Annotated in this window: 24 protein-coding genes and 1 tRNA gene; 7 read left to right on the plus strand and 18 right to left on the minus strand. The window is 35.2% G+C overall.

What is annotated here, in order from left to right; translation table 11 throughout:
- Positions 1 to 51: 51 nt before the first annotated feature.
- Entirely contained in the window at positions 52 to 768 is a 717-nt protein-coding gene (locus OLM58_RS02515) for a 3-ketoacyl-ACP reductase (protein ID WP_264531083.1), read from the plus strand.
- A gap of 92 nt (positions 769 to 860) precedes the next feature.
- On the plus strand, positions 861 to 1,370 hold the full coding sequence (locus tag OLM58_RS02520) for a hypothetical protein (RefSeq protein WP_264531084.1): 510 nt from the start codon (positions 861 to 863) through the stop codon (positions 1,368 to 1,370).
- Positions 1,371 to 1,530: 160 nt separating this feature from the next.
- Here OLM58_RS02520 and mtaB read toward each other — a convergent pair whose 3' ends face one another.
- A complete protein-coding gene (gene mtaB, locus OLM58_RS02525; RefSeq protein WP_264531085.1) occupies positions 1,531 to 2,865 on the minus strand; it encodes a tRNA (N(6)-L-threonylcarbamoyladenosine(37)-C(2))-methylthiotransferase MtaB in 1,335 nt (444 codons plus the stop codon).
- Between the two features lie 500 nt (positions 2,866 to 3,365).
- Between mtaB and OLM58_RS02530 the strand changes: the two genes are divergently transcribed.
- On the plus strand, positions 3,366 to 3,881 hold the full coding sequence (locus tag OLM58_RS02530) for a hypothetical protein (protein WP_026109828.1): 516 nt from the start codon (positions 3,366 to 3,368) through the stop codon (positions 3,879 to 3,881).
- 112 nt (positions 3,882 to 3,993) lie between these two features.
- On the opposite strand, the gene OLM58_RS02535 is transcribed toward OLM58_RS02530, so the two are convergent.
- The 14 genes from OLM58_RS02535 to OLM58_RS02600 form a co-directional block, all read right to left on the minus strand.
- The gene (locus OLM58_RS02535; protein WP_264531086.1) at positions 3,994 to 4,521 is read right to left on the minus strand and encodes a GNAT family N-acetyltransferase; all 528 of its coding nucleotides are present in this window, start codon (positions 4,519 to 4,521) and stop codon (positions 3,994 to 3,996) included.
- Between the two features lie 5 nt (positions 4,522 to 4,526).
- Positions 4,527 to 5,330, minus strand: a complete 804-nt coding sequence (locus OLM58_RS02540) for a Cof-type HAD-IIB family hydrolase (protein ID WP_264531087.1) — start codon at positions 5,328 to 5,330, stop codon at positions 4,527 to 4,529.
- An 82-nt stretch (positions 5,331 to 5,412) separates the two neighbouring features.
- The gene (locus tag OLM58_RS02545; protein ID WP_017495103.1) at positions 5,413 to 5,634 is read right to left on the minus strand and encodes a putative signal transducing protein; all 222 of its coding nucleotides are present in this window, start codon (positions 5,632 to 5,634) and stop codon (positions 5,413 to 5,415) included.
- Between the two features lie 31 nt (positions 5,635 to 5,665).
- Entirely contained in the window at positions 5,666 to 6,481 is an 816-nt protein-coding gene (locus tag OLM58_RS02550) for an alpha/beta hydrolase (RefSeq protein ID WP_264531088.1), read from the minus strand.
- A 23-nt stretch (positions 6,482 to 6,504) separates the two neighbouring features.
- Positions 6,505 to 7,167, minus strand: coding sequence for a DEAD/DEAH box helicase (locus OLM58_RS02555; protein WP_264531089.1), 663 nt, complete (start codon positions 7,165 to 7,167; stop codon positions 6,505 to 6,507).
- 100 nt (positions 7,168 to 7,267) lie between these two features.
- The gene (locus OLM58_RS02560; protein ID WP_070907512.1) at positions 7,268 to 8,431 is read right to left on the minus strand and encodes a sigma-54-dependent transcriptional regulator; all 1,164 of its coding nucleotides are present in this window, start codon (positions 8,429 to 8,431) and stop codon (positions 7,268 to 7,270) included.
- Between the two features lie 107 nt (positions 8,432 to 8,538).
- Positions 8,539 to 9,855: an ABC transporter permease gene (locus OLM58_RS02565; protein WP_264531090.1), complete on the minus strand. Its 1,317-nt coding sequence runs from the start codon at positions 9,853 to 9,855 to the stop codon at positions 8,539 to 8,541.
- A gap of 100 nt (positions 9,856 to 9,955) precedes the next feature.
- Positions 9,956 to 10,876: an ABC transporter ATP-binding protein gene (locus tag OLM58_RS02570; RefSeq protein ID WP_264531091.1), complete on the minus strand. Its 921-nt coding sequence runs from the start codon at positions 10,874 to 10,876 to the stop codon at positions 9,956 to 9,958.
- Positions 10,877 to 11,045: 169 nt separating this feature from the next.
- Positions 11,046 to 12,158: a molecular chaperone DnaJ gene (dnaJ, locus tag OLM58_RS02575; protein WP_264531092.1), complete on the minus strand. Its 1,113-nt coding sequence runs from the start codon at positions 12,156 to 12,158 to the stop codon at positions 11,046 to 11,048.
- 108 nt (positions 12,159 to 12,266) lie between these two features.
- Complete coding sequence (locus OLM58_RS02580) at positions 12,267 to 12,845, minus strand: nucleotide exchange factor GrpE (RefSeq protein ID WP_017495096.1); 579 nt, start codon at positions 12,843 to 12,845, stop codon at positions 12,267 to 12,269.
- Between the two features lie 485 nt (positions 12,846 to 13,330).
- Positions 13,331 to 13,401, minus strand: a tRNA-Trp gene (locus OLM58_RS02585).
- Positions 13,402 to 13,935: 534 nt separating this feature from the next.
- Positions 13,936 to 15,363, minus strand: a complete 1,428-nt coding sequence (gene hisS / locus OLM58_RS02590; RefSeq protein ID WP_264531093.1) for a histidine--tRNA ligase — start codon at positions 15,361 to 15,363, stop codon at positions 13,936 to 13,938.
- Positions 15,364 to 15,547: 184 nt separating this feature from the next.
- Positions 15,548 to 16,096 carry a GyrI-like domain-containing protein gene (locus OLM58_RS02595; protein WP_264531094.1) on the minus strand — a complete coding sequence of 183 codons (549 nt, stop codon included), beginning with the start codon at positions 16,094 to 16,096 and terminating at the stop codon, positions 15,548 to 15,550.
- Positions 16,097 to 16,145: 49 nt separating this feature from the next.
- Entirely contained in the window at positions 16,146 to 16,865 is a 720-nt protein-coding gene (locus OLM58_RS02600; RefSeq protein ID WP_264531095.1) for a helix-turn-helix transcriptional regulator, read from the minus strand.
- 359 nt (positions 16,866 to 17,224) lie between these two features.
- On the opposite strand from OLM58_RS02600, the gene OLM58_RS02605 reads away from it, so the two are divergent.
- Positions 17,225 to 18,469 (plus strand): ABC transporter permease, encoded by a 1,245-nt coding sequence (locus OLM58_RS02605; RefSeq protein ID WP_264531096.1) that lies wholly within the window; start codon positions 17,225 to 17,227, stop codon positions 18,467 to 18,469.
- A 118-nt stretch (positions 18,470 to 18,587) separates the two neighbouring features.
- Here OLM58_RS02605 and prmC read toward each other — a convergent pair whose 3' ends face one another.
- Together prmC and OLM58_RS02615 are read right to left on the minus strand one after the other, a co-directional pair.
- The gene (gene prmC, locus OLM58_RS02610; protein WP_264531097.1) at positions 18,588 to 19,442 is read right to left on the minus strand and encodes a peptide chain release factor N(5)-glutamine methyltransferase; all 855 of its coding nucleotides are present in this window, start codon (positions 19,440 to 19,442) and stop codon (positions 18,588 to 18,590) included.
- A gap of 85 nt (positions 19,443 to 19,527) precedes the next feature.
- Positions 19,528 to 20,013 (minus strand): GNAT family N-acetyltransferase, encoded by a 486-nt coding sequence (locus OLM58_RS02615; protein WP_264531098.1) that lies wholly within the window; start codon positions 20,011 to 20,013, stop codon positions 19,528 to 19,530.
- 109 nt (positions 20,014 to 20,122) lie between these two features.
- Between OLM58_RS02615 and ribD the strand changes: the two genes are divergently transcribed.
- From ribD to OLM58_RS02630, 3 genes are read left to right on the plus strand one after another with little or no spacing between them, the layout of a single operon-like run.
- Positions 20,123 to 21,172, plus strand: a complete 1,050-nt coding sequence (gene ribD, locus OLM58_RS02620) for a bifunctional diaminohydroxyphosphoribosylaminopyrimidine deaminase/5-amino-6-(5-phosphoribosylamino)uracil reductase RibD (protein WP_264531099.1) — start codon at positions 20,123 to 20,125, stop codon at positions 21,170 to 21,172.
- On the plus strand, positions 21,165 to 21,767 hold the full coding sequence (locus OLM58_RS02625; RefSeq protein WP_264531100.1) for an HAD family hydrolase: 603 nt from the start codon (positions 21,165 to 21,167) through the stop codon (positions 21,765 to 21,767). The genes ribD and OLM58_RS02625 overlap by 8 nt, the downstream gene beginning before the upstream one ends.
- Before the next feature lie 46 nt (positions 21,768 to 21,813).
- The gene (locus OLM58_RS02630; protein ID WP_264531101.1) at positions 21,814 to 22,446 is read left to right on the plus strand and encodes an IMPACT family protein; all 633 of its coding nucleotides are present in this window, start codon (positions 21,814 to 21,816) and stop codon (positions 22,444 to 22,446) included.
- 31 nt (positions 22,447 to 22,477) lie between these two features.
- On the opposite strand, the gene OLM58_RS02635 is transcribed toward OLM58_RS02630, so the two are convergent.
- Positions 22,478 to 22,882 carry an acyl-CoA thioesterase gene (locus tag OLM58_RS02635; RefSeq protein ID WP_264531102.1) on the minus strand — a complete coding sequence of 135 codons (405 nt, stop codon included), beginning with the start codon at positions 22,880 to 22,882 and terminating at the stop codon, positions 22,478 to 22,480.
- Between the last annotated feature and the right edge of the window lie 144 nt (positions 22,883 to 23,026).

Raw genomic sequence — 23,026 nt, forward strand, 5'->3', positions numbered from 1 at the left:
CTTATTTTTGTGGTACTAAAATGATGCTTTCGCATTTCTAATATGACAATCATGACAGACTTAAAAAATAAAAATGCCCTAATTACAGGAGCCGGAAAAGGAATAGGAAAAGCAATCGCACTTGCACTTGCCAACGAGGGAGTTAATCTAATTTTAGTTTCGAGAACGCAAGCAGATGTTGACCAGTTAGCAATCGAAATCAATAACTTAGGTGTAAAATCTTTGGCTTTAGCAGCTGATGTTTCTGATATTAATTCTATAAATAGTGCCGTAGAAAAAGCATTAGCAGAATTTAAAAGTATCGATATCTTAATCAACAACGCCGGAATTGGTGCTTTTGGGAAATTCCTGGAATTAGAACCAAACGCCTGGGAAAGAATCATTCAGGTCAACCTTATGGGAACCTATTATACCACCCGTGCCGTTATTCCAAATATGATCGAAAGACAAGCGGGAGACATCATTAATATTTCATCGACAGCAGGTTTAAACGGAAACGCCCTTACAAGCGCTTACAGTGCTTCAAAATTTGCTGTTCTGGGTCTAACGGATTCTTTGATGCAGGAAATGAGAAAACACAATATTCGTGTTACTGCTTTAACACCAAGTACAGTAGCTACCGATATGGCCAAAGATTTAAATCTGACAGACGGAAACCCTGAAAAAGTAATGCAGCCCGAAGATATTGCCGAACTGATTGTCGCACAACTGAAACTGAGTCGTCGCGTTTTCATTAAAAACAGTAGTATCTGGTCTACTAATCCCTAAAAATAAATTCCAATCTTTTGAAAAATTCCAAATTCCAAATGCTGCAAGCTGGAATTTGGAATTCAAATGTTGTAATTACTAAAAACTAAACGATGGAAAACTATTTAAGACAATTAATTGCCATAGAATTTACCGATAAGAAAGAACTTTATACCGGATTTCTTATTGACTATTCGGATGACTGGATTTTATTGCGGAACAATCCGGTAGATTTTATTCTGGATGGTTTTGTACTATTGAAAAATAAAAACATTGAAGCCATTCACAGAGATCAGGATCTGGAATTTACCGAAAAAGTAATCCGTTTAAAAGGTCTGAAAACAAATGCCGAAGATATCATTCCGATACGAGATTTGAATTCGATCATCAATTTTATCACAAACAAATACGGTATTTTCCAAATTGCTAAAAAATCCGCAAAGTCAGCTTATTTGGGAAAACTAATCGAATTAACGGATGAAGAACTTACTATCGATTTCCTGGATACAAAAGGTCAGTTTGGTGGTGAATTAAGCTTTAATCCACAAAAGATAAGGGTAATTGAATTTGATACCGATTATATTAATTCGTTGAAACTGGTAATTCCGGAAAATCAGAAGTAATTATTAAATAAACAGAGAAGCCCTTTTTTATAAAGGGCTTCTCTGTTTATTGTCATCTCGACGTGAGGAGAAATCACACCAATAATTCCATTCCTAAATTCGCCAATCTTTGTCGAGTTTCTAGTGTGATTTCTCCTCACGTCGAAATGACAAACTAGGTTTAAGCCTCTGTCAATTTATTTAAAAACTCCAGACGAACACTTCCGTCTTCGTCAATCTTAGTCAGGTTTATTTCCTGCAGGGTATTTACCAGTTCAGGATTCCACGGTGTTTTTACTTTTACGTAATTCTCTGTAAAACCATGAATATATCCTTCTTTATTTTCTCCTTCGAACAAAACAGTTCTGTTAGATCCTAACTGACTTTCGTAAAAAGCACGACGTTTTTTCACTGATAATCCACGTAACATTTTACTGCGTTTCGCTCTTACATTTGCCGGAACAACTCCCTGCATATTTGCAGCTTCAGTATTGTCTCTTTCCGAGTACGTGAACACATGCAGATAAGAGATATCCATTTCGTTAAGGAAATGATAGGTTTCTAAAAAATGCTCGTCTGTTTCACCCGGGAAACCAACAATCACGTCTACACCAATACAGGCATGTGGCATTACTTCACGAATTTTATGAACTCGTTCAGTATACACTTCGCGCAGATAACGGCGCTTCATTAATTTCAAAATATCATTGCTTCCGGATTGTAACGGAATATGAAAATGCGGTACAAAAGTTCGGCTTTTAGAAACAAACTCAATGGTTTCATTCTTCAGCAAATTAGGTTCGATAGAGGATATTCGCAAACGCTCGATCCCGTCAACCTCATCCAGAGCCTGAACTAAGTCCAGAAAAGTATGCTCGTGTTTTTTATTCCCAAACTCCCCTTTTCCGTAGTCTCCAATATTAACTCCCGTTAAAACAATTTCTTTGATGTCCTGAGCAGAGATTTCTTTGGCATTTTTTAATACATTTTCCAAAGCATCACTTCTCGAAATTCCCCTTGCTAACGGAATGGTACAATACGTACATTTATAATCACAGCCATCCTGAACTTTCAAAAAAGCACGGGTACGGTCTCCAATAGAATAACTTCCAACATAAAAATCAGCCTCGGCAATTTCACAAGAGTGTACTTCACCCATGTCATTCTTGCTCAGGTCATGAATATAATCCGTAATTTTAAATTTTTCTGTAGCTCCCAAAACCAAATCAACTCCATCAACAGCGGCTAATTCCTCCGGTTTCAACTGGGCATAACAGCCTACAGCCGCTACGAAAGCTTTCTCATTCAGTTTCATTGCTTTTTTCACCACCTGCTTAAACTGCTTATCAGCATTCTCTGTAACCGAACAGGTATTGATGACATAGATATCGGCTACTTCCTCAAAATCAACACGATCAAAACCTTCATCGTTAAAATTTCGGGCAATCGTTGAAGTCTCTGAAAAATTCAGTTTGCAACCAAGCGTATAAAAGGCAACTTTTTTTCTATTTTCCATAGGAATAAACTACATTTTAAGTAGTAAGATATTATATTTACATCTCTTTTGAAGAGTTTGCAAATTTACATACAATATTCTTTAAAATAAAATCAATAATATACTATATATCAATATTTTGCAAGAACCTGCTATTTTAATTTGTTTCAAAAAACTATAAATCAAACCAAATCGTCAGGAAAAAAAATTAAACTGAAAAAAACGCAACCCAATTCGATAAGAATAAAACGACAAATTGATCGATTAAACGCAAATAACATCGATTAAGTGCGTTTTTTAAGATATTAAATTAAAATTTTCTTACATTTAACTTTGCTGGAAATATTTTTAGAAGTAATTTCACTTCGTCAAAAAATAGGATACAAAAACTATAGCATCAAAATCATAAATAGCGCATAACAATTTTGATTTTCCATCGTTATGTTGTTGTTTTGTTATAATAAAAATGGGTAGGCCGAAAACCATAAAGAGTAGGCAAAAATTAAAAATTAAAACTCCATATGAAAGCATTTTTACCCACAATCTGCTTGATGTTCTTAACCCTTTTTAGCGCTCAGGCACAAACTGCTCCAGCTGCTAATCCATTTCCATCTATCAGCACATTGACAAACTGGGCGAGCTTAAACTCTCAATCTCAATTTGATATTGCAATTCGTGCGGTTGGATTTAAATTTGAAGTAAAAGAACCGGGTGAAGGCTCAACGGCTTACACTTATATTCGTAAAGTAACCGTAAATGAAGTAAACTACACTGACAGAATCGTTTACAGAATTACAAACAACAATTCAGCAAGTATCATTTCATTAGTAACTGCTTCTACTGATTTAGTAAGCTTGTACACTCCACAATTGTCAACTTTTAAAAACAACAATTGTAAAACTGAAATGTCTAAAGACAAAAACACAACTTGTACTTGCTACGAAAGCGCTAACTTCGCTATCGATCTTTGCGACGAACGTGTAAAATTGACAATGGGTGACGGAAACAAATATTTTGTTTCAGTAGCTAAAAAATAATATTTAATACCTCTTTCTAAAGTATTAAAAACGGAGAACTGTTTTCCAAATCTTTGCAAATCTTAAGCAATTTGAGTTTACAAAGATTTGGGACACATTTCATTTTATCTCTTTACAAATCTGGATGCTTCAATTCATACCAAACTTCCAGCTCTCCTTCATATTCAAAAGAATTCACGTAGCGAAAACCTAATTTTTCTAACGCTTTTCTTGATACCTCATTTCCTTCATCGGCATAAGCATAAAGAGCTTTGACTTTCATTTTGTTAAATGCATAATCAACAAATGCTTTTCCGGCTTCAGTCGCATAACCTTTTCCCCAATGTTTTTCGATGAAACGATATCCTATTTCATAAAAATCTTTATGGCTGTTGATTTCCGTAGTAATAAACTTTATTCCGGACCAGCCCAAAAACTCATTCGTTTCTTTTAGTACCACTGCCCAGCGCCCTGTTCCATAAGCTTCATATTGCTCCTGAATGTGTTCTATCATAGCAACACTTTCCTCAATTTCTTTCACAGGTTTATTTCCCACGAAACGCTGCACATTGGGATTCGAATCCAATTCAAACATTCCATCAACATCCGAGAGAAGTAATTCTCTTAAAAGTAATCGTTCTGTTTCAATTGTTTTTTTCATACAAATTAATTTAAAATATAGCGCTGCACCACCTCAGCTACGCCATCGTTATTATTTGAAGCTACGATTAAATCTGCCTTGTCCCGCAGCTCCGGTGTTACATTATCCACCCAAACACCAAGTCCGGCATATTCGATCATGGTCAGATCATTTCCGGCATTTCCTACGGCAATAATTTCGCTTTGATGAATGTTTAGTTTCTCTGCCAAAAGTTTTAAACTGGCCGCTTTATCGATTCCATTCTGTGCTGCTTCCAGAAAGAAAGGTTTTGACATCGCAACACTCAAATGAGGCATTGCTGCCTTTAAGTCAGCTTCTACTTCTTTTAGATAAGAAGGTTCCGCCAGCAAAATACATTTTACTGCAGGTTCTGTAACCGCTTCTTTAAAACCAGAAACTTTATTATGTGGTAATCCTGTAATTTCTTTTTCAACATCAATATATTCCGAATCGGTTTCGCTTATAATTTCACCATCCAGATAAGTAATGATATGAGTATTCTTTTTTACACTGTAGTCATACAGCTCATGGATTTGTTCAACGGTTAATTTTTGTTCGAACAAGATAACATCATCTTTAACCCTACTGATGATCGCTCCGTTAAACGAAATTATATACGAGTCATTCAAATCCAGTTCTAACTCCTTAGCATAGGCAGTCATCGCCGATGTTGGTCTGCCCGAAGCCAAAACAACGTAAACGCCTTTTGCCTGTGCCTCCAGCAGTACTTTTTTATTAAGGTCCGAAATTTTATGATCGTCTGTCAACAAGGTATCATCCATGTCGAGCACTAACATTTTATATTGCATATTTTTTTCAGTTTGCAGTCTCAGTGTTCAGTCTCTCTACACTAAAACTTTTAACATCTCACATTTCACATCTCACAAAAAACTATTGAATATTCATTCTAAATTCTTCAATAACCGGATTTGCTTTGGCGAAATCAGTTTCCTGAATAAATACTTCTACTGCTAAATCAGATCCGCCATATCCTCCCATACGAGCCGACTGGATGTTATCTTTTTTTACCGTTTCTACTCCGGCTTCTTCTAATCTTTCTTTCAAAGCAATTGCTAACACTTCACTCCCTGAAAACACTTTCATTAATCCCATGACATTTTATTTTTACTATTATTTTTTCTTTTTATTCTAATATTCCGCTTAACTTTTTTTGAAAGACTTCATTTTCATTCATCCCGACATGCCCTTGATTTTTTAATCCGTAAAAATGCCCTTTAAAATCTAATAATTTATTTAACCGAACAGAATTATCGCATGAAATTAATTCATCATCAATACCGTGAAAAATATAAATCGGCGCTTTAACTTTTGTCACATATGTGAAAGTCTCTAAATGAAACTTCTTCATAATATTTGGAAAAAAGGGTACTTTGCCGCTTGATAATTCAGTAAAACTAAAATAAGGCGATTGAAGCAATAAGGCTTTTGGTTTGTTCTCAGAAGCCAAAATTGTTGCCAGTCCCGAACCAATAGAATAGCCCGCAATAATTATTTTATTCTCAGGATATCTTTTACACAATGTCTTGTAAACGACTGCGACATCCTTATTTAACTGATCCTCATCTTCTATTTCACCTTCACTTTTCCCAAAACCTCTATAATCCAAAATAAAAATATCATATCCCAGATTAGTGTAAACTTTGGCAATTTTCCCCCAAGTTTCTAATGTACCTGCATTTCCGTGAAGATAAAAAACTAAACCTTTAGAATTTTTGGTTTTAAAAAGCAAACCATTTAAGTTCACATCATCAAAAGATTTAATATTTAATTCTTCAAACTTTTGCTGATAATCAAACTTATAATCTTTCGGAAGCGAAGCACTTTTAAAAACCAATTCACTTTGATTGAAATAAATATAGGAAATGATCAAAACATAAATTACAACAAAAAATCCTAAAAGTACAATTATTAAAAATTTAAGCGTCTTGAAAACCTCCATACAAAACTTATTATTTCAGAAATTTATTCCTCTTCAATATCATCCTCATCTTCATCAAGCTCCTCTTCTCCTTCATCCTCCATATCAAAAAGATAAGGTTCTACTAACATTTTTTCGGCCAGGATCTCGATACGTTCTGTCAGTTCTTCAGCAAAAATGATTCGCTGTACTTTAGCGATACTGTTTGAAATACGCATGATTTTAGTTTCATGACGTAATTTCAGAATTGGATCGGCATCATCCAGAATAAACATTTTCAGACGGTTTACATTGTAGCCCGCTGTCGTAAACATATCACTCAATTTATTGGGTGTCCCGATTAAAACGTCAATTCCCGTAGAAACATAATTTTTATCATAGTCCATGTCGCCTTTGTCGTGTACACCATAAACTTCAAGATTAGTATACTTTCCGTATTTTTCAAAAAGCGCTTCCATTTCCAACACTTTGGCTTTGTCTTCAACAATAATCAAAGCACGTGGAGATTCTTCCGTTTTCCCTGCCAATTGCTGAATGACATTTAATACAATTGTTGTCGATTTTCCGCTCTTTTCCGGAGAAAGAATGATACAATCAGCCCCACTTTTAATGGTCGAAAAAGTTTCCTGCTGCAACGCATTTGCTTCTGTTAAACCATTCTCAATTAAAGCCTCTTGTAATTTCTCGTTTATTTTTTTCAGTTTCATTTTTTTTATGCTTTAAGCTTTAAGCATTAGACTATAAGCTAAAATATTATTGTTTTTTGAAGCCCAAAGCCTAAAGCTTAAAGCGTATTGCGCGAAGCATCTACTTGCTTGCAAACATTTTTACATCAGTTTCCGAGATTTCACTTCCTCCTAAAATGATTAATCTTTCCACTACATTTCGAAGTTCACGGATATTTCCCGTCCAATCGTATTCCTGCAATAGTTTTATTGCTTTTGGCGAAAATACTTTTACCGAATTACCTTGTTCTGATGCAATTTTCTCGGTAAAATGAGTAATCAATGCCGGAATATCATCACGTCTCTCGTTCAATGGCGGTACTTTAATTAAGATTACTGCCAGACGATGGTACAAATCTTCACGGAAACGGCCTTCTGCAATTTCAGTTTTTAGGTCTTTATTGGTCGCTGCTACCACACGCACATCGACTTTGATGTCTTTTTCAGCTCCCACTCTTGTGATCATATTTTCTTGTAGCGCACGTAATACTTTGGCTTGTGCCGAAAGACTCATGTCGCCAATTTCATCCAGGAAAATAGTTCCCTTATCGGCTGCTTCAAACTTTCCCGCACGATCTTTCACCGCCGATGTAAAGGCTCCTTTTACGTGCCCAAACAATTCGCTTTCGATCAATTCACTTGGAATAGCTGCACAGTTTACTTCTATCAAAGGAAAATTTGAGCGCTCGCTTTTTTCATGTAACTGATGTGCTACCAGCTCTTTTCCGGTTCCATTTGGACCTGTAATCAAAACTCTGGCTTCGGTTTGGGCTACTTTATCAATCATTACTTTAATATGACTGATCGCTTCGCTTTCCCCTACCATCTCATAGTTTTTACTAACCTTTTTCTTCAGAATCTTATTCTCTACTACGAGTTGTTTTTTATCTAAAGCATTACGAACAGTGTTCAGCAATCGATTCAAATCTGGTGGTTTCGAAATATAATCAAAAGCTCCTAAACGCATCGTATGAATCGCGGTTTCCATATCACCATGACCGGAGATCATAACCATCGGAATTTCCGGTTTGATTTTCTTTACTTCTTCTAAAACCTCAACTCCGTCTAATTTTGGCATTTTGATATCACACAACACCAAATCGTAATCGTTGTTTTTTATTTTCTCAAGACCTGCAGCACCATCTTCTGCTTCATCTACCTGATACGTATCATTTTCTTCCGATAAAATTTTTACCAAAACTCTTCTGATGGACGCTTCGTCTTCTATAATTAGTATTTTACTCATTCTTTTGAGGTTCTAAGGTTCTGAGTTACTAAGGTTCTAAGGTTTTTCTATAAGAAGCTAAAAAAACTTAGCATCTTAGAATCTTAGCATCTTAGCTACTTTAAAAATTAATATTTAAGCCATTTATACAATTCTTTCCAGGTTGGTTTTTTGCCATACATTAAAATCCCTATTCGGTAAATTTTGGCAGCGAACCATACTACAAGGAAAAAGGTAGCAAACAATAATGATACCGAAATCGCAATTTGCCACCACGGCACTCCAAACGGAAGTCGCATTAACATGACAATTGGCGAGGTTAACGGAATCATCGAGAATACCACGGCAATGGTTCCGTGAGGATCATTTACAACCGTAAAAAAACCAACATAGACACTTAAAATCAATGGCATAATGATCGGCAAAAGAAATTGCTGTGAATCGGTTTGGTTGTCTACTGCAGCACCGATAGCTGCGTAAAACGAACTGTATAAAAAATACCCTCCAATGAAATAAATTACAAAGCCAATTATGATACTGGCAATTGGTAAATTCCATAATTCGCGAATATACATTTGAGCTGTTCCCGACATTTCATGTTGAGCAGACTGCATTAATTCCGGTGAGATTCTGGCTGTTGGACCAACATTTACTCCAAAAAAAGCCGATGCGGCAAACATTAATCCCAAACCTATGATGGCCCAAATCATAAATTGAAGTAATCCTGCAAGTGAAGTTCCCACAATTTTACCAATCATCAGCTGAAATGGTTTTACCGACGAAATAATAATTTCGATGATTCGGTTGGTTTTTTCTTCAATCACACTTCGCATGACCATATTGCCATAAATGATAATAAACATCATAATCAGATACCCAAAAGCACCTCCTATTCCGATTTTTATCTCATTCAACCCTTTTAAACTCTCTTCTCCGGATGCTTTTACCAAATGAATATTCACATCCGACTGCGCTTTTTGAATGGCCAAAGTGTCCAGTTTTGCCGTTTCAAGATTTATTTTGGTAATTTTTGATGCGATTACATCCTGTGTTTTTTCGATAAAAGAAATACTGGGACTGTTATTCGAAATAAACTCTATTTTACTTTCTAAATCTGATAAATTACCTGTTTTTGGAATAACAATTAAACCGTCAAAGCTTTCGTTAGTAATACTGTCTTTTAAGGCTTTTGTATCAATTTCAGACAAATTGAGGTATTTAAACTCGGCTTCTTCCTTATTCTGTTTTAGAAAATCCTGCGCAAACAAACCTGTTTCGTCATGAATAGCAATTCTTTTCGTCTCTGCTTTCATTGAACTCAGATACCCAATGAATCCTGCGATTGCTACAAACAATAACGGACTCAAAAAGGTCATGACAACAAAAGACTTATTGCGCACTTTTGCAATAAACTCTCTTTTTATAATTAATGAAATTATACTCATTTATTTAGATTATAAGATTTTTAGACTTTTTAGATTATTAGATTTTTTTTTAGATCTCCTGATTCATTCTAAGAATCCTGAAATCTAAAAATCCAACAATCTATCCCGTTACTGTTTGAATAAAAATATCGTTTATGCTTGGTATTTTTTCTACAAAATGGGTAACCTGTCCGCGTTGCGTTAGTAAATGCAATAACTCATTTGGTGCTGCGTTTCCAATTTGAATATCCAATTTCAGATCGTCATTTAAGGATTTAAAACTTGCCGGCGACACGGTGAATTTTTGTGTAATATCATACATCAGGCCTTCTACATTATCCGTTAAAATTCCCACTTCAAAACTATTGGTTCGGAATTGGCGCTTTACATCACTTACTTTTCCTTCAATCAGTTTATTTGATTTATGAATTAAGGCAATATGATCACAAAGTTCTTCTACACTTTCCATACGATGTGTCGAAAAAATAATGGTAGCCCCCTGTTCTTTAAGTGCCAAGATTTCATCTTTGATTACATTTGCATTCACAGGATCAAATCCCGAGAAGGGCTCGTCAAAAATCAGCAATTTAGGCTTGTGCAGCACACATACCACAAACTGAATTTTTTGCGCCATTCCTTTAGAAAGCTCCTGAATTTTCTTGTTCCACCAGCCCTGAATTCCAAGACGATCAAACCAATACTCCAATTGTAATTTTGCCTCAGCTTTAGAAAGTCCTTTCATTTGAGCCAGATACAAACATTGCTCTCCAACTTTCATCGAAGTATACAATCCTCTTTCTTCAGGAAGATAACCAATATGTTGTATGTGTTTGGGCTGTAATTTTTCTCCATCCAAAATCACTTCACCACCGTCAGGTAAAGTAATTTGATTTATAATTCGGATCAGGGAAGTTTTTCCGGCTCCATTGGGACCAAGTAGTCCATAAATACTACCTTTTGGCACATTTAATGAAACTTCGTTAAGCGCTACATAATCACCGTATTGTTTTACGACTTTATGTACTTCGAGTAAGTTGCTCATGCTATAATTAAGATTTTCTGCGTCAGTTTGACCATTGCGGCATTATGGATGTAAAAGTAAATAAATAGTATCGAAATCTTGTACTATTCACACAAAAAACCCATTCTACGGTTTACTATAGAATGGGTTTCTTAAATTTATTGTTGATTCCTTTTAGAAAAAGTCCGATTTATGAAAACATATCTTTTACCTTTTCAAAAAATGATTTTTCTGATTTTTCAGGGCTAGGAATAAAGTGATCGTCGTTAAGTGCATTTTCAAAAAATTGTTTTTGCTCTTTGTTCAACGTTTTTGGCGTCCATACATTTACGTGAACTAACAAATCTCCATTTCCGTAACCATTGATACTTGGAATACCTTTTCCTTTTAATCTTAAGATTTTTCCGGACTGAATTCCTTCTTCTAATTTGATACGAACTTTTCCATTAATCGCTTCGATATCCTTAGAAACTCCTAAAACGGCTTCCGGGAAACTGATGTATAAATCGTAATGAATGTTTTCGCCTTCACGTTTCAGAAACTCGTGTTCCAATTCTTCAATAGCAACAATTAAATCACCAGGAATACTGTTTCCCGGGGCATCATTTCCTTTATTAGAAACTTTTAACTGCATGCCATCTACCACTCCCGCAGGGATTTTGATTGAAACAGTTTCGTCTTCCAAAACCATTCCCTGTGCATCCGCTTCAGATGGTCTTTTATCTAAAATCTGACCAGACCCGCCACAAGCAGGACAAGTTGACGCAGATTGCATTCTTCCTAAAATAGTGTTGGTTACACGCATTACCTGTCCCTGACCGTTACAAGTCGAACATGTTTTATAGGTAACTCCTTTAGCCTGAACTTTACGTTTTACTTTTACTTTTTTCTCAACACCATTTGCAATTTCTTCTAAAGTCAGTTTAACTTTAATTCGAAGATTACTTCCTTTAGCACGACGAGGGCCACCGCCTCCGCCTCCGCCGAAACCACCAAATCCACCTCCAAAAATATCACCAAACTGGCTGAAAATGTCATCCATATTCATACCGCCGTGACCACCGCCAAATCCGCCAGAACCATCAAAAGCCTGATGTCCGTACTGATCGTATTTCGCTTTTTTGTTCGGATCGCTTAGTACTTCATAAGCTTCTGCCGCTAATTTAAAGTTTTCTTCTGCCTCTTTGTCGCCCGGATTTTTATCCGGATGATATTTTAATGCACTTTTTCTATAAGCTTTTTTAATTTCGGCAGCGTCAGCATTTTTTGAAATGCCTAGTATTTCGTAAAAATCTTTTTTCATAATTTAGGTTAAATTGCTTCGCCAGTTCGCTAGCGCTTGTGTCCAAATTTAAAATTCCGAATTCCAATACTTTAAAAATTGACTTTCAGAATATGTCATTTGTTTTTCTTAGTTCCCGATAACAACTTTAGGGAAACGAATAATTTTGTCTCCTAATTTGTACCCTTTTTCGATAACATCAACAATTTTCCCTTTTAATTTCTCAGACGGAGCCGGAATTTGGGTAATTGCCTCAGCAAAATCAGCATCAAAAGCATCACCTGCTTTTAATTCAACTTGCTCTAAACCTTTAGAAACTAAAGTATTTTTTAATTTTTCATGAATCAATTCAACTCCTTTTGTCAAAGTTTCATCTTCCGATTTATTGATCTCTACTATAGCTCTGTCAAAATCATCTAAAACTGGCAACATGGCCAATAAAACATCTTGATTTGCAGTTTTAAACAAATCGATACGCTCTTTTGAAGTTCTTTTTTTGTAATTTTCGAATTCAGCAAATAGTCTCAAAAACTTATCTTTTTCTTTTGCCAAGTCTTGAGCCAATTGCTCTTCAACACTTAATTCTTCAACAATTAACTGCTCACCGTTGGCGTTGTTCTCTAACGTTACATCATCTAATTCCTGATCGAATTCTGTATTTTCCGTAGTCATATTACTTTTATTTTTAAAAATATTCTTAAACTTCATTTTTTATTCTTTCTTTTGGATTGCAAAAGTACTGCCAAATCTTTCAAAATGTCAAATTGTCACTTTATTAAAACTGAGTCATTTAAAAAGCAAAACAGCCTTTTAAAATTTAGTATAATTTTAAGACTATCACGATATAGATTATAGTATATTTGAAATCCAATTGAAAACTAAATTTATTACCTATCAAAATTGAATTTAAGGGTTAGCCTCGGCTTTGTAAATAATTATTAATTCAAGTTTACCTTATATTAAAAAAAGCTTCGCCTTATGAGACGAAGCTTTTTTTTATGATTTCTTTTGTGATTGTGTTAGAACATTTTTTTGATTGCCTCGAATTCGCGAATTATTTCTAATGCAGCTTTTCAACCAAAATAAATTTACAGAATCTATGAGAGACAAAAAAACTCCAACTTATCCAACTGACATAAAGAACTAAGCCAGTAAAGCGATAATATTAAACAGTGGAAGCAAGACTATTATTGCACGGGCGGAGGGATTCGAACCCCCATCAACGGTTTTGGAGACCGCTATTCTACCCTTGAACTACGCCCGTATTTTGAAGTCGCAAATTAAACGCTTTTTTTCTCTTCCGGCAACTATTTCACTGCTTTTAATTCAATAAAAAATCAGCAACGCTACAGCTTTTCACCTAACTTTTTCTTCTGCAACGAATTACAGAAAACATTCTTTGAGCAGACCATTTACTAACGGATTTAAAAGTAAATCTGCTTGAAGTAAAAATCAAGCCAAACTTATCTTTTTTTAGCCACGAATTCACGAATTAATTCTTAACAAGCTTACATAAAAACAAAAAATCTGCTTAATCTGCCGAATCTGCGTGAAAAAAATCACACCAGACTTGTCTCCCTTCCGCCACGAATTCCCGAATTAATTCTTAACAAGCTTACATAAAAACAAAAAATCTGCTTAATCTGCCGAATCTGTGTGAAAAATAATCACGTCAGACTTGTCTCCTTTCTGTTACGAATTCTCGAATTATTCCTTTTTTAGATCTCGTTTAAACAAAAAAAATGCGCAAATTCGACTGAATCTGCGCAAAAAAAATATTTTATTTCAGCATAAAAATCTAAGCCAGCAAAGCATTTTTCAATCCTTCAAAATCTACCGTAATCTGCTCGCCAGTTACCAGGTTTTTAAGTGAATACGAATTTGAAGCGATTTCCTGATCTCCTGCAATTACCGCGAAAGGAATCAGTCTTTTATCAGCATATTGAAACTGTTTCCCTACTTTTACATTATCCGGATAAAGCTCTACTTTTATATTTTCCTGACGTAATTTCTGAATGGCCTGCGATGCATACAAAGCCTCTGCATCTCCGTAATTAATAAACAATGCCTTTGAAGTCGCCGAAACAGTTTCCGGGAACAACTGTAATTCTTCTAAAACTAAATAAATACGATCTAGTCCGAAAGAAATTCCAACACCACTCATATTTTTCAAACCAAAAATACCCGTCAAATCGTCGTATCTTCCTCCACCTCCGATAGAACCCATCGAAACTGATTTCGGAGCCGCTACTTCGAAAATGGCTCCGGTATAATAGTTTAATCCACGAGCAAGAGTCACATCTAAATCTAAAGTAGCTGTCGACAATCCTAAAGTTGCCACATTGTCACAAATAAATTTAAGCTCCTCCACACCTTTCATTCCTTCTTCTGACGCAGCTAATAAATGGGAAAGCTGATTGATTTTATCCGCAAAAGTTCCGGTAAAACTAAAAAGAGGCTGCACTTTTACCAATGCTTCTTCAGAAATACCATTCTCTATCATCTCTTTTTTCACACCATCTTCACCAATTTTATCCAGTTTATCAAGAGCCACCGTAAAATCAATTAATTTATCAGAAGCACCAATCACCTCAGCAATTCCGGATAAAATTTTTCTGTTATTGATTTTAATGGTTACTCCTTCTAAACCTAATGCAGTAAAAACGGTATCGTACAATTGCACCAGTTCTACTTCCTGCCACAACGATTTTGAGCCCACCACATCGGCATCACACTGGAAAAACTCTCTAAAACGCCCTTTTTGTGGACGATCAGCTCTCCAAACCGGCTGAATCTGATATCTTTTAAACGGAAACTCGATTTCATTCTGGTGCTGCACCACATATCTCGCAAACGGAACTGTTAAGTCATAACGCAATGCTTTTTCAGAAATTTGTTTTGTAAACGAATTTAATTCAACTCTTTCTGCAATAGTAATTTTATCAGCAGAAACAGCCTGAAGCTGCTCGATAGATTTTGGCAGTTCAATTTTACTTTTATTGTAGAAAAAATTTCCTGAATTTAATATTTTAAAAATCAAACGATCTCCTTCTTCCCCATACTTCCCCATCAAAGTATCTGAATTTTCAAATGAGGGGGTTTCAATCGGCTGAAAGCCAAATTTCTCAAAATTATGTTTGATAACCTGAATAATATATTGACGTTTTGACACCTCCGCTGGTGAAAAATCTCTTGTTCCTTGTGGTATGCTTGGTTTTGAAGCCATTTTTTTAGATTATTAGATTTTGGGATCTTTAGATTATTAGATTTTTTTTGAATCTTAAAATTTAAAAATCTCCTTATGAATTACTGTCTTTTCAGAACTTCTTTTTCTCAGATTCTGAACGACTGCAAATATCTTACTTTTTAAAATAAATTTTCAGTAAAAATCCATCAAAGATTAAAAATAGCTAATGTAGTATTGAAATATACGTTTCGACCTCAGCATTATTTCCATCATAATACTTTCTCCCATGAATAGTAAAGTCTGACTTGTAAGCCCTATTCAAACTTTTATCCTGCCATATTTCGAGCCATGTATTAAAAACAGCTTCAGGCATTTTACCTTTTGAAATGTACTTTTGGTAAACATCGGTTTCAATTGTTATCCCCACAAAACCCTTTGGAACATTTTCTAATATACTTACGCGGGAGCCTATAATTAACGTATACGCCCCGTTAAAATCTGTTTCGTAATCCCTGTAAACAGCATAAATATCATCACTGATTTTATTTGGTATTTGTTTTTGAATTTCTTCACCCCAAAATCTTGTCCATAACGCTTCTATGTCTACGGCAGACTTTCCTTTTTCATTTATAGTTCTTGTTGCTATGCCAATTACGTAAAATTTCTGAATAGTTGAATTGTCCATTGTTTTTGATTGTTTTTGTGATTGAGCTGTGAAAGGTAAAACTGCAAATACGAGTAACATTACAGCGTAAATTTTAATTGTTTTCATCTTTTTTTATTTTGTTTCACAGCAAAATTAAAACACACCTGCGACAACCTTATGGCAAGGGTGGAAGACATTTTTTTCTGGTGCGGTCAAAATATTCTTCAAAAGTAATTTTATGCGGCTCAAATACTTCATCCTCCACCGTCAAATCTGCAATACGATCTAAACGAAAAGCCCTGTAATCCTTCCTTAATCTGCAAAATGCAATTAACAACCAATTCTCATCAAAAGTATACATAGCAAAGGGCTCTATTACACGATTGGTTGTTTGATTATTATCCGGTGAAAAATATTTTATACGGACAAGATTAAAGTTTGTCAACGCCAATTGAAGAGTAGACAAATTATTACTTGTCCGATCATTGTTATTATTCAGCCCGGAAACAATACGATTTGAAAGCAGATTGGCTTTGTCTTTTGTATTGTTTCGAAGTACAGATTTTATCTTGCTAATGGCTGCTGTGTATTCTTTTACAAACGAAGCATCTTTATTCTTCAAAACCAATTGCTCAGCAGTAATCAAAGCATTGGCTTCGCTTTCGGAGAACATTACGGGCGGAATTTTATAACCATCCATTAGTGTATAGCCTTTTCCCTCTTCTGTCAAAATAGGAACTCCTGCTTGTTCCAAAGCTTTGATATCTCTATAAATTGTTCTTTTACTAATTAAAAATTTTTCAGCCAATTCACTGGCCGTCAAAAGTCTTTTAGTCTGCAATACTATCAGGATTGCTGTAAGACGTGAAAGCCTTTTCAGATCACTATCGTTCATATGGATTAAGCTTTTGATTCTTTTTTACTTGATTCTTTTTTGAAATTACAAAAAAACAAAACATCCTGGTATCTGAAAATTTCAATAATAACGAAAAGAGAATTCTTTAATCTAGTGTCTCTAAATAACTCTGAAGCAAGAAATACTGTCTTCATCATAGAGAAAGATCACAAACCTACAGATTTCCATTTTAACAAATTAAAGATAAGACATTGCGATCAAACCAAAAACTATTAACTAAAGACAATAACCTTTAACGTATTTGAGTAATAATACTTTTCCTTAAAAACTTTAAAATAAATAATACCACTTCGAAAACAAACTTGTAACAAAAAACGTATTTTCGTGACAAATAGATCATGATGCTAAAATTATTTAAAGAAAATATCCGAATTGCTTTTGGTTCTATCAAAACTCAATTGCTGCGTACGATTCTTACCGTTTTAATTATTGCTATCGGAATTACTGCTTTGGTAGGAATTCTGACGGTCGTTACAGCACTTGAAAATACGGTTTCGACCAATTTTGCATCCATGGGTGCCAATACCTTTAACATCAATCAATACGAAAATAACCTTAAAAATAGAGGAGGAAACGAACGCGAAATCATCAATCCGATTATTTCTTACCCGGAGGCAGTAGCCTTCAAAAACAAATACAAATATCCTTTTACCGAAACTTCACTTTCTTTTACCGCTACCTCTAAAGCTGAAGTAAAATATTTAGACCAAAAAACCGATCCGGAAATTACGATTGTTGGTGTCGACGAACATTTTATCTCTAATTCAGGCCTGGAAACTACTTTAGGCCGTTCTTTCAACCAATTCGACATTGAAAACAATACTTACTCGTGTGTTGTAGGTTCTGATTTTGAAAAAGGCTTACTAAAAGACGTTAACCCAATTGATAAAATTATCTCTATCCGTGGTGCCCGATTCAAAGTGATCGGTGTTTTAAAAGAAAAAGGTTCAACCTTCGGGAACAGTCAGGACTTACGTGTTTTAGTTCCAATTCAGGTCGCACGATCTTTGTTTACTGCTCCAAAAATCAACTACACCATTAGTGTGATGGTTTCAAAAAAAGAACTTTTGGACGAAGCTGTAGACAATGCCACAAGTACGATGCGCAGGGTTCGTAAATTAAGCCCTGTTCGTGACAACAATTTCGGAATTGGAAGAAGTGACGATTTAATTAACCGAATTCTGGGAATCACCAAATATCTGGGATGGGCCTCCTGGATTATTAGTATCATTACGATCCTGGGGTCATCAATTGCTTTAATGAACATTATGATTGTTTCGGTTACAGAACGAACCCGTGAAATTGGCGTACGAAAAGCCTTGGGAGCAACCAAAATAACGATTTCAGTACAGTTTTTTATCGAAACCTTATTAATTGGTCAAATAGGCGGTTTGGTTGGTATTGTATTAGGAATTCTTGTTGGATTTGCCTTTGCAGCCGCGATGAGTTTCGCTTTTGTAATTCCGTGGGTGGCCATCTTTGCTGCTTTTGCTACCAGTTTTATGGTTGCTATAGTTTCAGGTTTATATCCAGCAATAAAAGCATCACAACTGGATCCGATTGAGGCATTACGATATGAATAATTTCTAGTTTTCAGTCGTGGTATTCAGTCTCAGTTTACAGTTACAGTTTACAGTTTACAGTTACAGTTACAGTTTGCAGTTAGTTGTATGACTGAAAATTGAGACTGCTACTGCAAACTCAAACAGTTCCCTTAATCATACGATCATTATCGTAAATGTCTTTTTTCAGTTCAATATTTTTGAAATTCATCTTTTCTAATAAATCAATCATCTCTTTACCCAGATACTGATTGATTTCGAAGTACAATTGTCCGTTTTGTAAAAGATTTTCCCTGGCCAGTTCAGCAATTTTTCTGTAAAAAATCAAGGCATCGTTATCTTCTACAAAAAGAGCAAGATGCGGCTCATAGTCCAAAACATTCTTTTTAATCTCTTTTTTTTCTAAATTCCGCACATAAGGCGGATTCGAAACAATGACATCAAAGTTGTGCTTCAATTCTTCTGTCTCTAAAATATCCTGAAGCATAAAAGTAACTTCAACTTTATTCCGGACTGCATTTCTTTTAGCTGTTGCTATTGCTTTTTTCGAAACGTCAATTGCATACACTTCTGCATGAGGAAGGTTTTTTGCCAAAGAAATCGCAATGCAGCCACTGCCGGTTCCAATATCAAGGATTTTGATTTTTTTTGATTTAGTTCCTCCTGAATTCTCATTAATAATCCATTCTACCAGTTCTTCTGTTTCGGGGCGGGGAATCAGAACATTTTCATTGACTTCGAAATCCAAACCATAAAAATGAGTTTTACCTAATAAATACTGAATTGGAACTTCTTTTTTTAATTGCAGTACTAAAAAATCCCAAATCAGAAAATCATCTTCTGAAAAAGCCAATTCATGATTCAATGCCAAATCAATTTGTCGCAATTGATGCTTATCTTCAAGAATTAAATAAAAAAAACTTTCCGCTTCATACGCGTCGTAAAAGGGTGATAAATCTTTAATGAACTGAGTCCGATATTGTTTGATTTTCATTTTGGGTATTTGAGCATTATTTTTCAGCCAAGGGCAACCGTATTACAAGATAAGTATTGTAACGCAAATTTGCTACACTAATTTCCTATAATTTTTTCAACATCCAAACAGGACAGGAACTGTGACCTGTATTACCCATAGGAGCTTCTAAATATTCAAAACCTGATTTTACATATAATTTTTGCGCGGCATGCATAAAAGGCATCGTCTCGATATAACATTTTTCAAAACCAAAATTTTTCGCCTGCTCTAAACACTTCTCCATCATCACGCTCCCAATTCCCAAACCCCTGGTTTTCGGCAAGAAATACATTTTCTGCAACTCGCAAATCTCCGGAGAACCGTTTTCTAAAGGCGCAACTCCACAGCAGCCTATAATTTCACCTTCCTTTTCAACCACATAATAAACTGATTTCGGCTTATTGTATTCTTCAAACATTAAATCTAAATACGGATCTTCATAAGCAGTCCCTACTTTAGGTATTTCCATTTCATCAAATACGGATCGTATTAAATGCGCAACTGACTGATTGTCTTCTTTTTTAATAGCTCTAATAGTCCAATTTTCCATATTTTATTACTCCTTTAATGTCATTACAAAAGTAAAAATACTTTTTCGATAGTTGCTTAAGTGCCCCAAAACTATCGGGACTAAACTCAAAATTAACTACTTTTGTATTGTGAATATACATGAAAAATACATAAAACGCTGCATCGAACTGGCTCAAAATGGTTTTGGGACTACTTATCCAAACCCAATGGTTGGAAGCGTAATTGTTTACAACAATCAGATCATCGGAGAAGGCTGGCACAAAAAAGCGGGAGAACCACATGCAGAGGTTAATGCCGTACGTTCTGTAAAAGACAAATCGCTGTTAAGCAAAGCGACAATATATGTTAGTTTAGAACCTTGCAGCCATTTCGGGAAGACACCTCCATGCTGTGACTTAATTATAGAACATAAAATTCCACATGTGGTGGTTGGAACTGTTGATCCCAATGAAAAAGTGGCAGGAAACGGTATTAAAAAAATAATCGCATCCGGAGCAAATGTTACTGTTGGAGTTTTAGAAAAAGAATGCTACGAACTCAACAAACGCTTTTTTACTTTTCACCAAAAACAGAGACCTTATATACTATTAAAATGGGCCGAAAGTCAGGATGGTTTTTTATCTCCTGAAAAACAAAAAAATGCAGAAAGAAAACCAATTTGGATCACCAATTCCTATTCCAGACAATTGGTTCACAAATGGAGAAGCGAAGAACAGGCAATTTTAGCCGGAACTCAAACTGTTATTGATGACAACCCGAAATTAAACACCAGAGATTGGTCAGGAAACAATCCGGTGAGGGTTATTTTGGATCAAAACAACCGCATCTCGAAAGACAGTTTTGTTTTTGACGATAGCGTAAAAACCATCGTACTTACGAAATCTGAAACCAGCCTTTCAACAGAAAACACTACCTTTACAGTAATCGATTTTGATCATAGCATTGTACCGCAGATCGTAGCTGTTTTGTATCAAAATCAGATTCAGTCTGTTATTATCGAAGGAGGCGCTCAGACTTTACAATCCTTTATAGACCAGAATATTTGGGACGAAGCCCGCATTTTCATCGGAAAAACCTCTTTCAAAAACGGAACTAAAGCACCACTTATTCCAAAAGGAAACGTAACAAAAACCAATATTCTCGACGACGAATTATTAAACATTAGAAATCATGATTGATACTATAATTTTTGACTTTGGAGATATTTTCATCAATCTGGACAAACAGGCAACTATTTCAGGATTACAGAAATTAGGGCTAAAAGAATGGAATGCAGATTTGAACCAATTGAATCTTTCGTTTGAAACCGGAGACATTTCCACTGAGGATTTTCTGGCAGGCTTTCAAAAACAACTTCCAAACGCCACTACCGAACAAATTCTGGAAGCTTGGAACGCTATTTTAGCAGACTTCCCTCTATACCGACTGGAATTTTTACAACTGCTGTCTCAAAAATACCGCATGTTTCTATTGAGTAATACTGACTCTATACACATTGAAACTTTCGAAAACAAAACCGGCATTTCGTTTTACAGTGATTTTTATCAATGCTTTGAAAAAGTTTATTTTTCATTTGAAATTGGCATGCGAAAACCAAATGCAGAAGTTTTTCAATATCTCATCAACAAACACGAACTATCCCCAAAAAGAACTTTGTTTATAGACGATAAAAAAGAAAATACAGATTCGGCAGCAGCACTGGGATTTCATGTCTGGAATTTACAAGTTGGACAAGAAGATGTTGTTGATTTATTTGACAAACAAATTCTTTAGCTTTTCTATTAGCTACAGATTAAAAAAATAATTTAGAAATTAACTTTTGGAAATTAACGATACGTACCAGACCATTTCTTTTGAATCTGAAGAAGTGCTTTTAAAAGAAAAAAGCAGCAAGTTCTTTGGCTATGCCTATCCTATCGAAAGTGAAGACGAGGTAAAACCTATTATTGAGAACTTAAAAAAGCAGCATCCGCATGCCGTACATTATTGTTATGCTTATCAATTAGGAACCGCTCCCAAAATCTCCTACCGCGCCAATGACGACGGAGAACCCAGCAACACTGCAGGCGCACCAATTTACGGACAGATACAATCTTTTGGCGTAACCAACGTTTTAGTAGTAGTGGTTCGAATTTACGGAGGAATTAAACTAGGCGTTGGCGGCCTGATCACTGCTTACAAAACAACGGCACAAATGGCGCTGGAAGCCTGTGAGATTATAGAAAAGACAATAGACGTTCACTTTTTAATCTCTTTTGATTACAAAAATATGAATAGGGTTATGCGGGTGATCAAAGAAAAAAAACTCGAAATTACAGCTCAGGAAATGGAGATTAATGAAGACTCAGGACTTCCAATTGGCAAAATAACAACCAAAACACGAAAAAAAAATGCCGAAACAATATTCGACATTTTTGATTTAATGTTTGAAATCGATATTAAAATTATGTAATTTGACATTAAAAGCCGTCACATTTTAACAATTATACCAGTGTTTTAAATAATTCTAAAATGTAATCTGGAGGTGCTGTAGGACGACCCGTTTTTAACGAAATAAATACTAAAATAAATACAGCAGTTGTTAATAACTCACCTGTTTCATTATAGATCGCGCAATCAAATTCAATCTTAACAGATGACTGACTTTTGAAAGCTGTATGAATAGTAAGAAGCTCATCGTAACGTGCCGATTTTTTATAATTTATCTGCATCGAAACAATTGGCAATCCAATACCGCTTTCTTCCATGCTTTTATATGAAATCCCTTTATTTCTAAGCCATTCCACTCGTCCAATCTCAAAATATGGCACATAATTTCCGTGATAAACGACCCCCATTTGATCCGTTTCTGAGTAACGAACACGCACTTGCGTTTGATGATTTTTCATTATTTACAGGTTAAAAAAATTAAGTTTAAAAAGTTCACTTACAACTTTTTTTTATAAAATTAGAGTTCAAAATATTTTTTTTTACAGAAATTTGTTCACATATTTGTTATCCCGAAATACGGAATAAAATTGCTCCTTTTTTAT

This window comes from Flavobacterium sp. N502540, from assembly GCF_025947365.1.
Lineage (GTDB): Bacteria > Bacteroidota > Bacteroidia > Flavobacteriales > Flavobacteriaceae > Flavobacterium.

Bases quoted from the DNA above. Each gene is read 5' to 3' on its own strand.
- OLM58_RS02515 (WP_264531083.1), top strand. From the start codon at position 52: ATGACAGACTTAAAAAATAAAAATGCCCTAATTACAGGAGCCGGAAAA.
- OLM58_RS02520 (WP_264531084.1), top strand. From the start codon at position 861: ATGGAAAACTATTTAAGACAATTAATTGCCATAGAATTTACCGATAAG.
- mtaB (WP_264531085.1), bottom strand. From the start codon at position 2,865: ATGGAAAATAGAAAAAAAGTTGCCTTTTATACGCTTGGTTGCAAACTG.
- OLM58_RS02530 (WP_026109828.1), top strand. From the start codon at position 3,366: ATGAAAGCATTTTTACCCACAATCTGCTTGATGTTCTTAACCCTTTTT.
- OLM58_RS02535 (WP_264531086.1), bottom strand. From the start codon at position 4,521: ATGAAAAAAACAATTGAAACAGAACGATTACTTTTAAGAGAATTACTT.
- OLM58_RS02540 (WP_264531087.1), bottom strand. From the start codon at position 5,330: ATGCAATATAAAATGTTAGTGCTCGACATGGATGATACCTTGTTGACA.
- OLM58_RS02545 (WP_017495103.1), bottom strand. From the start codon at position 5,634: ATGGGATTAATGAAAGTGTTTTCAGGGAGTGAAGTGTTAGCAATTGCT.
- OLM58_RS02550 (WP_264531088.1), bottom strand. From the start codon at position 6,481: ATGGAGGTTTTCAAGACGCTTAAATTTTTAATAATTGTACTTTTAGGA.
- OLM58_RS02555 (WP_264531089.1), bottom strand. From the start codon at position 7,167: ATGAAACTGAAAAAAATAAACGAGAAATTACAAGAGGCTTTAATTGAG.
- OLM58_RS02560 (WP_070907512.1), bottom strand. From the start codon at position 8,431: ATGAGTAAAATACTAATTATAGAAGACGAAGCGTCCATCAGAAGAGTT.
- OLM58_RS02565 (WP_264531090.1), bottom strand. From the start codon at position 9,855: ATGAGTATAATTTCATTAATTATAAAAAGAGAGTTTATTGCAAAAGTG.
- OLM58_RS02570 (WP_264531091.1), bottom strand. From the start codon at position 10,876: ATGAGCAACTTACTCGAAGTACATAAAGTCGTAAAACAATACGGTGAT.
- dnaJ (WP_264531092.1), bottom strand. From the start codon at position 12,158: ATGAAAAAAGATTTTTACGAAATACTAGGCATTTCAAAAAATGCTGAC.
- OLM58_RS02580 (WP_017495096.1), bottom strand. From the start codon at position 12,845: ATGAAGTTTAAGAATATTTTTAAAAATAAAAGTAATATGACTACGGAA.
- hisS (WP_264531093.1), bottom strand. From the start codon at position 15,363: ATGGCTTCAAAACCAAGCATACCACAAGGAACAAGAGATTTTTCACCA.
- OLM58_RS02595 (WP_264531094.1), bottom strand. From the start codon at position 16,096: ATGAAAACAATTAAAATTTACGCTGTAATGTTACTCGTATTTGCAGTT.
- OLM58_RS02600 (WP_264531095.1), bottom strand. From the start codon at position 16,865: ATGAACGATAGTGATCTGAAAAGGCTTTCACGTCTTACAGCAATCCTG.
- OLM58_RS02605 (WP_264531096.1), top strand. From the start codon at position 17,225: ATGATGCTAAAATTATTTAAAGAAAATATCCGAATTGCTTTTGGTTCT.
- prmC (WP_264531097.1), bottom strand. From the start codon at position 19,442: ATGAAAATCAAACAATATCGGACTCAGTTCATTAAAGATTTATCACCC.
- OLM58_RS02615 (WP_264531098.1), bottom strand. From the start codon at position 20,013: ATGGAAAATTGGACTATTAGAGCTATTAAAAAAGAAGACAATCAGTCA.
- OLM58_RS02625 (WP_264531100.1), top strand. From the start codon at position 21,165: ATGATTGATACTATAATTTTTGACTTTGGAGATATTTTCATCAATCTG.
- OLM58_RS02635 (WP_264531102.1), bottom strand. From the start codon at position 22,882: ATGAAAAATCATCAAACGCAAGTGCGTGTTCGTTACTCAGAAACGGAT.